General features: G+C 64.7%; 6 protein-coding genes and 1 pseudogene. 4 read left to right on the top strand and 3 right to left on the bottom strand.

Features of this window, described 5'->3' with window-relative positions; genetic code table 11:
• Positions 1 to 9: 9 nt before the first annotated feature.
• Positions 10 to 3003 (bottom strand): annotated as a pseudogene (locus IPK66_16930) (bifunctional [glutamine synthetase] adenylyltransferase/[glutamine synthetase]-adenylyl-L-tyrosine phosphorylase).
• A 296-nt stretch (positions 3004 to 3299) separates the two neighbouring features.
• On the opposite strand from IPK66_16930, the gene IPK66_16925 reads away from it, so the two are divergent.
• Together IPK66_16925 and IPK66_16920 are read left to right on the top strand one after the other, a co-directional pair.
• Positions 3300 to 6644, top strand: a complete 3345-nt coding sequence (locus IPK66_16925) for a hypothetical protein (GenBank protein ID MBK8176876.1) — start codon at positions 3300 to 3302, stop codon at positions 6642 to 6644.
• Positions 6645 to 6930: 286 nt separating this feature from the next.
• Positions 6931 to 8442, top strand: a complete 1512-nt coding sequence (locus tag IPK66_16920) for an extracellular solute-binding protein (GenBank protein ID MBK8176875.1) — start codon at positions 6931 to 6933, stop codon at positions 8440 to 8442.
• Between the two features lie 43 nt (positions 8443 to 8485).
• Here the strand turns inward: IPK66_16920 and IPK66_16915 are convergent, their stop codons facing one another.
• Positions 8486 to 9739, bottom strand: coding sequence for a tyrosine--tRNA ligase (locus tag IPK66_16915; protein ID MBK8176874.1), 1254 nt, complete (start codon positions 9737 to 9739; stop codon positions 8486 to 8488).
• A gap of 99 nt (positions 9740 to 9838) precedes the next feature.
• Here IPK66_16915 and IPK66_16910 point away from each other — a divergent pair, with 99 nt between their 5' ends.
• Positions 9839 to 11035 carry an anhydro-N-acetylmuramic acid kinase gene (locus IPK66_16910; protein ID MBK8176873.1) on the top strand — a complete coding sequence of 399 codons (1197 nt, stop codon included), beginning with the start codon at positions 9839 to 9841 and terminating at the stop codon, positions 11033 to 11035.
• 271 nt (positions 11036 to 11306) lie between these two features.
• On the opposite strand, the gene IPK66_16905 is transcribed toward IPK66_16910, so the two are convergent.
• Positions 11307 to 11954, bottom strand: coding sequence for an alpha/beta hydrolase (locus tag IPK66_16905; protein MBK8176872.1), 648 nt, complete (start codon positions 11952 to 11954; stop codon positions 11307 to 11309).
• Positions 11955 to 12165: 211 nt separating this feature from the next.
• Between IPK66_16905 and cysE the strand changes: the two genes are divergently transcribed.
• Positions 12166 to 12951 carry a serine O-acetyltransferase gene (gene cysE / locus IPK66_16900; GenBank protein MBK8176871.1) on the top strand — a complete coding sequence of 262 codons (786 nt, stop codon included), beginning with the start codon at positions 12166 to 12168 and terminating at the stop codon, positions 12949 to 12951.
• The last annotated feature ends 20 nt before the right edge of the window (positions 12952 to 12971 follow it).

Here is a 12971-nt window from a genome sequence, read left to right as displayed (position 1 = left end):
GATCCGGGCACGTGCCTGCTCCGCGGGCGCGTCGATGAGGCGCCGGAAAACATCATGGACGCGACGCGCCGACGTTTCCATCCGCTCAACCAAGCGATCGAAATCGAGACCGGCAATGCCTTCGACGGCGAGCCGCAAGGCTCTCGGCGCTTCGGTTCGCACCGCGCGGATCTGCTCGCCGATATTCAACCGCACCCGCGACTGCACCGCTTGCCACAGGCTGAGGGCATCGAGGAGGTCGACCGCGTCCGGCTCGTCGAGCAGGCCGGCCGTCCGCAGCCGCATCAGCGCATCGTGCGTATTCGTCGACAAGATCTCCGGTACCCGCCAAGCATGGAGAAGCTGCAGATACTGGGCAATGAATTCGATGTCGACGAGACCGCCACGCAGGTGCTTGACGTCCCAGTTCGACTGGGGGCGGTGCTCTTCGGCCATCCGCGCCCGCATGTCGGCGACCTCGACGACAAGGAGCGTCGCATCGCGCGGGCGGGTCAGCACGGCGCGGATTACGGCCTCGATCTCGTTCGCCAGCACCGAAGGACCGGCGACGACGCGGGCACGGGTCAGCGCCATCTGCTCCCACACCCATGCCTCTTCCTGCTGGTAGCGGGCGAAGGTCGTCGCGCTCACGGCGATCGGCCCCGCCTTGCCCGAGGGGCGAAGGCGCATGTCGACCTCGTAGAGCCGTCCGGCGGCGGTGGGTGCACTGATCGCGCTGATCAACCGCTGGCTCAGTCGCGCGAAATACTGGGATGCGGCGAGCGGCTGTTCGCCACTGGATACGGCGACCACCTCCGAGGTCGAATAGATCAAAATCAGGTCGAGGTCGGAGGTCGTGGTCATTTCCCGGCCGCCGAGCTTACCCATGCCGACGACCGCTATGTCGCATCCGGCGATGCGACCGTGCGCGCGGGCAAAATCTGCCTCGACGTGAGGCAAGAGGCCCCGCAGCGACACCTCGGCGACCGATGACCAGGCGGCCATCGCCGCAGGCGTGTCGATCATCCCCTTCAACGACTGAACGCCGATCTGAAAGCGCCGATCGTTCGCCCATCGGCGGCTGATGTCGAGTCGCTCCTCGGCACAAAGGCCCTGTTCGAGCAGGTGAGCGAGTTCGTCGAGCAAGGCGTCGAGCGGCGGCGGCGAAGCAAAGAAATCGGGCGCCGAAAGCACGCTCTCCAGCACTCCCGGCCAGCGGGCCAGATAATCGGCAAGCGCTGGAGCGACACCCAGGATGTCGGTGACAAGTCCCAGCAGCGGGGGATTGGCGTGAAACATCGAGAATAGCTGAATACCCGCGGGCAGGCCGGTCAGAAAGCGATCGAAAGCGCGAAAGGCGGCATCCGGATCAGGCTTTTCTGCCAGGGCCTTCAAAAGGTGCGGCGTCAGTTCGGTGAGCAACTCGCGCGCCCGCGTGCTGCGCATCGCCCGGCAGCGGCCGTGATGCCAGGCCCGCACCGCCGAATCCACCACCTTGGAATCGGCGAAGCCGAGTCCTTCGAGAGTTACCAGCGTTTCCGGATCGGCATCCGCGCCGGTGAATACCAGATTGCCGCCGATGTCGCCCGCCAGCGCCAGCGCCGGAGCGTCCTCGAACAACTCGGCATAATGTCCTTCGACGCAGCGCAGCGTCGCCAGTAACTCGGCCTTGAATTTATCCGCATCGCCATAACCCAGAAACGTGGCGAGCGCGGCAAATCGCTCCGCATCGACCGGCAGCGTGTGGGTCTGCGAATCGTCGATCATTTGCAAGCGGTGCTCGACCCGGCGCAAGAAGCGGTAGGCCCGGGTCAGATCGTCGGCGACCGCAACGCTGATCTTGCCGGCGCGCGCCAGTGCCGTCAGCGCGGCCACCGTACCACGAACCCGCACGGCGGGCAGACGGCCGCCCCAGATGAGCTGTTGCGTCTGGGCGAAGAACTCGATCTCGCGGATACCGCCGCGACCGAGTTTGACGTTGTGGCCGTAAATGGCGATGCGTGCGCCGCCACGATGGGCGTTGATCTGGCGCTTGATCGAATGAATATCCTGAATCGCCGCGAAGTCGAGATGCTTCCGCCAGATAAACGGCCGCAGTTTCTGAACGAAATCTTCCCCCGCCGTGCGATCTCCGCCCACAGGGCGCGCCTTGATCATTGCAGCGCGCTCCCAGTTCTGTCCGAGCGTTTCGTAATACTCTTCAGCAGCGACAATCGATATGGCGACGGGGGTCGCTCCCGGGTCGGGACGCAGGCGCAGATCGGTACGAAAAACGTAGCCGTCGGTCGTCCGTTCGGCCATTTCGCGCACCAGGCCGCGAGTCAGTCGCGCCGCCTCCCGCTGGCGGTTATCGGCGTTGGGCGTCTGAAAGCGGTGCGGGTCGTAAAAGACGACAAGATCGATATCGCTCGAATAGTTCAGTTCGCCCGCCCCCAGCTTGCCCATGCCGAGGATGACGAGACCGCACGCACGCAGCGGCTCGGTCGCGTCGGCAAGGACAATGGCGCCGCGTCCTGCCGCCTCGATCAGCAGGAACGAGAGCGCCGCGTCGAGAGCGGCCTCAGCAAAGACGGACAGGGCCTCGGTCACCTGCTCGACCGACCAGATCCCGGCGATATCGGCGATGCCGACCGCGAGCGCGATCCGTCGCTTGCAGCGGCGAAGCTCCGGGGCTGGATCGACGCCGTCGAGTCCCCGTTGCCGCGCCACGGCGACCGCTTCCAGGATCGTCGGGACCGCCGCGTCCGGTCCGCAGCGCAGGAGCTGCAGGAAAAACGCCGGCTCGCGCTCGGCGATCAGCGACAAAAACGGACTGTTGCCGAACACGCCGGCGAACAGCCGCCCAGCGGCAGGGTCCGCCTGCAGCAGGTCTGCAGCCGCGCTCAACGGCGCCGCGTCGAGTGCCGCTACCGCCGCCTGCCAGCGCTCCACCCCGACTCTCAGACGGTCGTGGTCGGCCGCAGCCGGCGAGCGGGCGCCGATCAAAACGGGTGCAAGGGAAAGACAATCAGCAGACGAGGGCATTCGATTGCAGTTCAGTTCAAACGCTGGGTCCCGCCGAAGGCGCAGCACCGGCCCCGGCACACTGTTGTTTCACTTCGCCCGCACGGATGCGCGGAGCGATCGCAAGCGTGCGCCGCGAGGCAGGGATGGTCAATGCGGGCGTTGCGCATCGCCGCCCGCACGCGGACCGCAAACCTTCGCCATTGTTCAAGTGTCGTGCTTTGACGCAAACTCGCGCAACATTGCTACGCACAGATCGGTTTCGCCCGTTCAGTTAAAATGGGCGCCGGAACAGTCACCAACAGGAACCACCGGGAATGGCGCGCACGCTCCACGGTTTCGTCCGTCTCTTCGCGGGCGCGCTCGTCCTTATGGTCGTGCTGCTGGCGCTTGCCGCTGCGCGCCTCGCCGCCGGGCCGGTAGCCTTGCAGTTTGCCACACCGCTCATTGAGCACGCGCTCGATACGGCAACGCCGTGGCGCTTCTCCGTGGGCGATGCCGGCGTCTTATGGCGGGACTGGCGACAAGGGCTGCTCGTGCGCCTCGCCAACGTCGAAGCCTTTGACGACACCGGCGCTTCGATCGCGCACATCGGCGCGCTTGCCGTCGCGTTCAGTCCGCAGGCGATGACGCATCGGGTTCTGGCGCCGACCTCGATCGAAGCCGAAACCGTGCGGCTTATTCTTCCCGGCGGTGAGATCGCACGTCTGCCGGTCCCCTCGTCCGCACCTTCACCCGCAATTGTGGAAGGGGAGCCGAGAGAGGGCGATACGATCGCCGCGGTATTGGCAGGGCTGCGCTCACAACCGACACCCACCCGCCCCTTGAGCTATCTGCTCGATGCAAAACTGAGCGATGTGAGCATCGCGCAGAAAGATCCACCAGCGGCAAACGCGAAGCCGGGTACGTCCTGGTCGACCCGAATCGGCGAAGCACGGTTCGTCCGTAACGGTGACGCGCTGGTCGGCACCGCCGATGCGGCGCTTGCTCACGATGGAGAAACCGCGACGATCACCCTCGGTCTGGAAACCGCCGCCGACAGGAACGAAACCGATGGAACGCTCACGGTTGCAAGATTGCGACCGGCGGCATTTGCCAGCCTTTTGCCCGAACTGGCGCCACTCGCCGCCCTTGACGTGCCCCTGCAAGGACGCATGACCTTTACCGTCGCCGACGACGGTAACCTCGATACCATCGTCGCGGCGATCTCCGGCGGCACCGGTTTCCTCTCACTCGATGCCGAAGTTCTTGGCGCGATGCACCTTCCCATCGCCGCCGCGCAGCGGCTTGCGGTAAGCAGCCTCGCGCTGCGTGCCTCAATGTCGGGCGCGGCCGCTGGTATCGACGTGCAAAGCGCGAGCATCAATTTTTCGCCGCGAACACAGATATACCTTCCGGAACCGGTGGATTTTCACCTGCCCCTGGCGAGCCTCACCGCATCGGGAACGTACGCCTCCGCGTCGCTTCGCGACGGCCATCTTGATCTCGATCTCGCGGGCCAGAAGTTGACGGCAACAGCGTCGATCGATGGTCTTGACGCGGTGCCGGCAGGGACCGTTGCTTTGCGTATGAGCGCGGTCAAGGTCGCCGACTTTCGCCGCTACTGGCCGCCGAAACTGGCCTCCGGCGCTTATGAATGGTGCATTGAACACCTGCGTGACGGATTCGTGCCGGAGGCCCGCGCCCGTATCGACCTCGTCGCCCGCGACGGAGCGACGCAGATCGCCGCCCTTGACGCCCAATTCGGCATCGAGCGCCTCACGGTCGACTATCTTCCACCGATGCCGCCGGTTCGCGACGCCAGGGGAACAGCGCGGGCCGATTTGAACAGCCTGCGCATCGCCGTGACCGGGGGACGCGCCGACGGACTGGCCGTGCGCCAAGGCACGATTGTCTTCCCGGACATCGATCGCGACGTGTCCAGCATCGATATTGACATCGTCGTCGACGGGCCGGTGCGCGACGCGATGCAATTGATCGCCCACGAACCCCTCGCCTATCCCCAGAAAATCGGCATCAGGCCCGATCAGACATCCGGCGAGACGTCGGCGCGGGTCCGGCTGGCGTTCCCGTTGCTCGCCGATCTCGACGCGGATCAGATCGACATCCAGGCGACCGCCGACCTGCGTGATCTCGGCGTGACCGATATCATCCCCGGGTTCAAGCCACGCGTCGATCTCAGCCACGGCAACGGCCATCTCGACATCAACGGCGACGGGATGACAGCCACCGGTCACCTGGCTGTCGCGGACATCGAGACGAAATTCGCGCTGAGCCAATCGTTTGTCGATGACGCAGAGCCGCAGTCGCGCCTGGAGGTCGAGGCACCCGAGGTTCCGGTCGAGCGTCTGCGCAAGAGCGTCCCTAAGGCCACTAAACTCAGCGAGTATCTTCTTGACGGCGCACTCGCCGGCAAGGCCGTGCTGGTGATCTCGCGCGGCGGCGACGGACACATCGATACAACGATCGACGCAAGTCGCGCCGCGGTTGCGATACCCGAGCTCGGCTGGAGCAAGGCCGCGGGCCCCATGGGCACGGTCACGGCCAATATCGAGACGACGGCGGATCGCATCGCCGCCGTCCCGCGCCTGACGATCCTGGCACCCGGCCTCGATGTCAGCGGCGTGTTGCGGTTCGATGCCGACAACAATATCGATCGCATCGATATCTCACACCTCATCGCCGGCCGAACGAACGCCACCGGGACGATCGGCCGCCTCGAGGGCGACGGCTGGGAGGTGACCGTGAGCGGCGCCAGCATCGATCTGGGTCCGCTGATCGACGTCGAAGCGAAGAGCAGCGATGATGAAGCGGCGGGCGCGCGCGTTTGGCCCGGTCTCGTGCTGACCGCCGATCTCGACCGCGTATGGTTCGATGACAACGATCCAATTCTCGCCGTGAAGGCGACCGTCATCCATCAAGACGGCAAGTGGAGCCCGGTCCAGCTCGAGGGTTCACTCGCCGATGCCAATCCACTCGCCCTGTCAATCACGCCGACCGATGGCGAGGGCCGCCTGCTCACCGTCAACGCCGAGAACGCCGGAGCGGCGCTGCGTGCGTTTGGCCTGTTTTCCGACATGACCGGCGGCCGGCTCGACGCCAAGGGCAGGTTCGATGACAGCCAGGCGGATCACCCGCTGAAGGGCCGGCTGCGCGTAACCGACTTCTATCTGGTGAACATGCCCGTCCTCGCCCGACTGCTGGGCGTGCTCGCATTGACCGGCATTCGTGATGCACTGACCGGCCGGGGCATTCACTTTTCGACCTTCGATATGCCGTTCCAGGCGCGCGCGCGCGCCATTGATATCACCGACGCCAAGGCGTTCGGCGCGGCACTTGGCATCACCGCTTCCGGGAACGTCGATACCGGCAATGACACGGTCGACATGCAAGGGGAACTCGTGCCGTTCTATGCCGTCAACGCCGCGTTTGGCCGTCTGCCGTTGATCGGCGGTGCTTTGACCGGAGGCGAATCCGGCGGAGGCGTCTTTTCCGCGAGTTATTCCGTCACTGGATCGCTGGCCGAGCCGGCCGTTTCGGTCAATCCGATCAGCGTGCTCTTCCCCGGCTTCCTGCGCTGGATCCTGTCGACGTTCGAGGGGTGGGTTACCACTGAAGCGTCGACGATCGCCGACGAACCGCCGGAGTCCACCACCCCTTGAGCGGGCGACCACCGCCTCAGGATTCCAACCGCCAAGCACCTCGACTCGGGAATTTCAGTCATCGGCGCATGCTTATCGGCTGGACGCGAAATGACACGCCTCCGTCATTGACAATTAACCTATTATAGGAATAATTGGAAAAATGCAAACTGCCGTTGAATAGTCAGCCTCCCGCGCGCGAGAAGCTGACCGGCCTGAAATTTACTTCATCTCCAAAGACGCCTCGACTGGATTGGTGCCGACAAACTTCGAGTCCAACCGCTGGCGCCGGGGAAGGATTTCCGATATGCGGACGACTTCCGTCATATGGTTTGCCGCCTACCTTGCGGCGATGGCGGCGGCGACGGCATCGGCTTGGGCAGCCGATTACGTTGAATTCTGGCATACGATGTCGGGCCAGCGCGGCACCGAACTACGTCAAATGGTCACCCGCTTTAACGCCGTACAGCCGGAGTGTTCGGTCGTTCCGATCTATGCCGGCAATTTCTTCTCAGCGACGAATAGCGTCCTCGACGTGCTCGATCAGAACAATCCGCCGAAAATCATTCAGATTGACCGTACCGCCACGGCGACACTTCTGGCGTCAAGGGACCGGTTCTACCCGATCCGGGAGCTGATGTCCGCCGCCAGCGAGCCGTTCAATCAAAGCCAGTTCCTGCTGGCCGTTGCAGGGAGCGTCACCGACGAGAACGGTGACCTGATGGCATTGCCGTTCGATCTCGCGGCGCCTGTCCTCTACTACAACAAGGACGCGTTCCGACTGGCTGGCCTTGATCCCAAGACTCCGCCGAGGACGTGGCCGGATGTCGCCCGCGCCGCACACCGGACCCAGGCAGCCGGCTATGCTTGCGGGTTGACGACCGGACGACCGTCCTGGGTGCACATCGAAAACTTCGCCGCTTGGCACAACCTGCCGTTCGCCACCTACGCGAACGGCCTCGATCCTGGCCCGGCTCGCCTCGCTTTCAATGCCCGCCCCTTTATCCGTCACCTCGAAACCCTGGGTGAGTGGCAAAGCGTTGGCGTGTTCGAGTATTCGGGACCGAACGAGGACGGACCCAACGGGCGCAACGAGGCCGCACAGAAATTCCTGACGCAGCATTGCGTGATGTACACGGATTCCTCCAGCGAATACGCCGCGCTGAAAACGTCGATCAGGGGCTTCGAGTTTGAAATCGGGCCGCTACCGTATTGGCCCGATGATCCGGGCGCCCCTCAGAATACCCTGATCGGCGGCAGCTATCTTTGGTCTCCGCGTGGCGGTACGCAAGCCGAAGACCGCTGTGTCGCGCGCTTCTTCGGATATCTCATCTCAGCGCCCGTTCAAGCGGCGTGGCATCAGGCGACCGGCGACGTTCCGACGACGAGCGAGGCGTACGCGTTCACTCGGGCTCAAGGATATTATGCCGTCAACCCAGGGACGAACATCGCCGTTCAGACGCTGGAACTGCATCCGCCGACGGTCCATTCGCGCGGCATCCGCCTTGGGGATTTCGCCCACGTTCAACAGATCATCGAAGAGCAGTTGCGGTCATTTTTCGCCGGAACCATAAGCGCGCAAACCGCGCTCGACGTTTCCGTCGACCAAGGTAATAGGCTGATCGCCGCGTTCGAAGCGAAACAGGCGGCGCAAGCGTTGACCTCGCAACACCGTCTGCCGACGGCGATCCTTTCACGGACGGGACTGCTGGGCGTGCTCGCAGCAGCGGCGGGTGTTTGCATCGCCGGTGTCTGCGCCTTCATCCTCGTCCTTGAGCGCCGCCGCGGTGGCCGAGGCCGCCGATCGCCAAACGTGTAAGACGAACGCCTTATGCCGCTGTGCGGATCGGACTCCGGATCGGTCAGAGCGCGCGTACGAGCGCGTGGCGCTTCCTGCCGGCGGACAACTTGAGCAGCCCCCGCTCGTCGAAGTCGTCCAGCGTCACCGGGCGGGTCTCCTCGCTGATAGGCTCATTGTTGAGCCGTGCGCCGCCGCCCTTGATTAGCCGCCGGGCTTCGCCGTTCGATGCGGCGAGGCCGGCCCGGCGGAATAGTTCGAACGCGGGTACTCCGGCGGCGACTTCGCCCCGCGCGACGTCCACGGTCGGCAACTCGTCGCCGGCGTCGCCCTCCGCGAAAGTCCGCCGGGCGGTTTCCGCCGCTGCCGCCCGCAAATCCTCGCCGTGGCACAGCCGCGTCGCCTCGTCGGCGAGAACGACCTTCGCCTGGTTGATTTCCGCGCCGACCAGCCGCTCCAGCCGAATGATCTCCGGCTCTGGCAGCTCGGTGAACAATCGCAGGAAGCGACCGACATCGGCATCATCGGTGTTGCGCCAGAATTGCCAATAGTCGTAGGGCGAAAGCATCTCGGCGGACAGCCACACGGCGCCCGCCGCGGTCTTGCCCATCTTGGCGCCAGAGGCGGTGGTGATCAGCGGCGTCGTCAGGCCGAACAGCCCGCGCCCGTCGATTCGCCGGGCCAATTCGACGCCGGCGACGATGTTGCCCCACTGGTCCGAGCCGCCCATCTGCAGCACGCAGCCGGCGCGCCGGGCAAGTTCGAGAAAATCGTACGCCTGCAAGATCATGTAGTTGAATTCGAGAAACGACAGCGGCTGCTCGCGGTCAAGGCGCATGCGCACCGATTCGAACGTGAGCATGCGATTTACCGAAAAATGCCGTCCATAGTCCCGCAGGAACGGGATGTATGCCAGGGGATCAAGCCACGTCGCATTGTTCAGCATCACCGCATCGGCGGGTCCGTCGCCAAAGACGAGGAACCGCTCGAAGATGCGGTGAATGCCCGCCATGTTGGTGGCGATTTCGCCGTCGGTCAGCAGCTTGCGGGATTCATCCCGTCCGGAAGGATCGCCGATCCGCGTTGTCCCACCGCCCATCAGCACCACCGGCTTGTGGCCCGCGCGTTGCAAATGCCGCAAGAGCATGATCGAAACGAGGCTACCGACGTGCAGGCTCGGCGCGGTGCAGTCGAACCCGATATAGGCGGTGATCGCGTGCTCGCAGGCGAGCGCGTCCAGCCCCTCGAGGTCGGTGCACTGGTGCAGATAACCGCGATCGACGACGGTGCGAAGAAAATCCGAGCGAGGATTAGACATGGGCCTCGTGCTAGGTGACAAGTTCAAGGCGAACGGATGCGGGCGGCGGCGTAGGTATCACACGCGACGGCGGCGAACAACGCCGGGGAGGAACGGCCGATGAACGCAACGGGCTTGGGTGAAGCCGGGTTCAGCGCTTCGGGATCGGGCGCAGCACCTCCAAGCGCGCGCATCCTCGCGATCGGCCTGATGAGCGGCACGTCTCTCGACGGGATCGACGCGGCGATGATCACCACCGACGGCGAGCGGGTGCTGGCGCACGGGCACGCCCTTACCGCCCCTTACCCCGAGGACTTTCGCTGCCGGCTGCACGCGCTTCTCGGCGGCGAGCCGCAGCCGTCCTGGCAGCCGATCATTGACGAACTGACCGATCGGCACGCAGACGCGGTCGTAACCTTGCTCGCCGAAGCGGGCATTGGCGCCAGCGAGATTGGCGTCGTCGGTTTTCACGGTCAGACGATCTGGCACCGCCCGGAGCGCCAGCAAACGCTGCAGATCGGCGACGGCGCCCGGCTCGCCCGCCTGCTCGGCATTCCCGTCGTCAACGACTTTCGCGCGGCGGACGTCGCGGCCGGCGGCGAAGGCGCGCCGCTCGCTCCGCTCTATCATGCCGCCCTGGCGGAAGCGCTGGAAAAGCCCGTCGCCGTGCTCAATCTCGGCGGCGTCGCCAATATTACCTACATCGGAACGCCCGTTGGACCGTCGAGGTCCGATCCTCACGTGCTCGCCTTTGATACCGGCCCCGCCAACGCGCTGCTCGACGACTGGATGCAGGCGCGCACGGGTACCGCCTGCGATGAAGGCGGTCGCGCCGCAGCCGCCGGACGAATCGACGGCGCGCGCGTCATGCAGTGGCTACGCCATGACTGGTTCCGCCGCCCGCCGCCGAAATCACTGGATCGCAATGCCTTCGACTTTGTCCTTGGCGCCATCGCCGGGATGAGCACGGAAAGCGGCGCGGCGACCCTGACCGCTTTTTCGGCCCGCGCTCTCGCCCTTGCCCTGCCGCTGTTGCCGGATTCGCCGCGTCGGTGGCTGGTATGCGGCGGCGGCCGCCACAACCCGACACTCATGCAGATGATCGCCGATATCGCCGGCGCACCGGTTGAGCCGGTCGAAGCCGTCGGCTGGCGCGGGGATGCCATTGAGGCGGAGGCGTTTGCCTTTCTCGCCGTCCGCTCGCTGCGCGGGCAGCCCTTGAGCCTGCCCTCGACTACCGGCACGCCGCGCGCACTCACCGGCGGCCGGCTGCATCACCCGTCACCCGATGGCACAAGCCAAAGGCCTAAAGGCTAAAGGACGTGAAACACGTTCAACAGGATGACGATGCCGAGCGGCACACCCAGTGCCCACAATATGACGGATTTCATGGCCGATCTCCCTCGCGGTGCATGTCGGGAACGGCGGGTCGCGGGCAAGGTTCCCGGCTGGGCGATTCCGGGCGGCGGGGCGCTGGGTGCTAAGTCACGGGGCCGGCAAGACCCGACGCGGCAATCGACCCTTTGCCGCCTGCGGTGAGCCAGCGGCCGCCTCGCCGCCACACGGCTGACGACGGCAACAGCCGGGTTTACGCGCGCGCCGGCAGCGACTTGTCGAGGTAGGCGTCGATCGCTTTCGCCAGTTCCGGCATGTGTGCCGCGAAAATGTGATCGGCACCGGCGATCGCCTTGAATTCAACAACGACGTTCTTCTGGTGCGCCAGCTTCTTCGCCAGCTTCTCCGCCGCTTCGGCCGGCACGACGTCGTCACGGTCGCCGTGCAGAATCAGGCCCGAGGCGGGACACGGCGCGAGAAAGGAAAAGTCGAGGCTGCCGGCGGGCGGCGCGACCGAAATAAACCCATCGATCTCGGGACGGCGCATCAACAACTGCATGCCGATCCACGCGCCGAACGAATATCCCCCGATCCAGCAGCCCGATGCGTTCGGATTGATGTTCTGCATCCAGTCGAGCGCCGACGCGGCATCGCCCAATTCGCCGGGGCCGGCGTCAAACCGACCCTGCGAGCGCCCGACTCCACGAAAATTGAAGCGCAGGACCGAAAAGCCCCGCTTCTGGAAGGCCTGGAAGAGTGCGAAAACGACGCGATTATTCATCGTGCCGCCGTGAAGCGGATGGGGGTGCAGCATCAGGGCGATCGGAGCGTTCGCCCGCTTCGAGTGGTGATAGCGCCCCTCGAGCCGTCCCTCAGTGCCGTTGAATATTACCTCGGGCATGCGATTCCCATGCTGCTGACCCCCCTGCTTGTCGTTTAATTTCCTAATGCTGTAGTAGGTGAATAATGCTGCCCGCAAGTCTGCACATACTCGACAATCTTGACCAAATCACTCAGGCATCCTATATACGATTTTGCGTATAGGAGGGTTGGCCACGGCCACGCTTGCCGCTCGATCGGGGCAAGGGAGGCCTGAAAATATCGAAGGACCCATGGTTTTCAAGAGGTTTAACGAGGACATCGACGCCTTCATGGCGCGGGATCCGGCGGCGCGCTCTCGAATCGAGATCGTCCTTTGCTATCCGGGATTCCAAGCGATCGTCGTTTTCCGGGTCGCCCGGTTCCTTTGGCGTCGGCGTATGTTCCTTCTGGCACGTATGGTTTCTCACCTCGGGCGGCTGGCCACGGGAATTGAGATTCATCCGGGGGCGACGGTCGGGCGACGGCTCGTGATCGATCATGGCACGGGCGTGGTCATCGGCGAAACTGCCGAGATCGGAAATGACGTGACGCTCTATCAGGGTGTCACACTCGGCGGCATCTCTCCGTCGGTTGATTCGCGTGCGCAGGTGGCGGTCAAGCGGCACCCGACGCTGCAAGCCGGCGTGATCATCGGATCAGGGGCCCAGATTCTCGGGCCGATCGTCATCGGCGAGGGCGCACGCGTGGGAGCCAACTCGGTCGTCACGCGCGACGTGGCCGCCGGCGTAACCGCGGTCGGCATTCCCGCACATGTCGTCGCCCCGCGCGATCGCGATGTCGTCGAGCGGTTTTCCGCCTATGGCACCCTTGCCGGCGGCTGTCCGGACCCGATGCAGGCGACGATCGACGTTCTCACCGCTCAGGTCATGGCGCTCACCCAACGTCTCGATGCGATGCAAGCGCGCACCGATGGACGTTCCGATCCCGCCAGCCCGCCATCCGACGGAACCGACGGCGGAGCGGAGACACACATCGAGGGTGCCAAGCAGGCGGATGGCGAAGGGCTGCGTCATTGATCAAGCTGAGGGTAGCAAGA

This window comes from Rhodospirillales bacterium (assembly GCA_016712595.1).
Classification (GTDB): Bacteria; Pseudomonadota; Alphaproteobacteria; order Rhodospirillales; family Defluviicoccaceae; genus Defluviicoccus.
Note: the sequence above shows the minus strand (reverse complement) of the source record. Positions and strands in the feature narration are given on the sequence as shown.

Coding starts and splice junctions, on each gene's coding strand:
- IPK66_16925 (MBK8176876.1), top strand. CDS start 3,300: ATGGCGCGCACGCTCCACGGTTTCGTCCGTCTCTTCGCGGGCGCGCTC.
- IPK66_16905 (MBK8176872.1), bottom strand. CDS start 11,954: ATGCCCGAGGTAATATTCAACGGCACTGAGGGACGGCTCGAGGGGCGC.
- cysE (MBK8176871.1), top strand. CDS start 12,166: ATGGTTTTCAAGAGGTTTAACGAGGACATCGACGCCTTCATGGCGCGG.
- IPK66_16915 (MBK8176874.1), bottom strand. CDS start 9,739: ATGTCTAATCCTCGCTCGGATTTTCTTCGCACCGTCGTCGATCGCGGT.
- IPK66_16920 (MBK8176875.1), top strand. CDS start 6,931: ATGCGGACGACTTCCGTCATATGGTTTGCCGCCTACCTTGCGGCGATG.
- IPK66_16910 (MBK8176873.1), top strand. CDS start 9,839: ATGAACGCAACGGGCTTGGGTGAAGCCGGGTTCAGCGCTTCGGGATCG.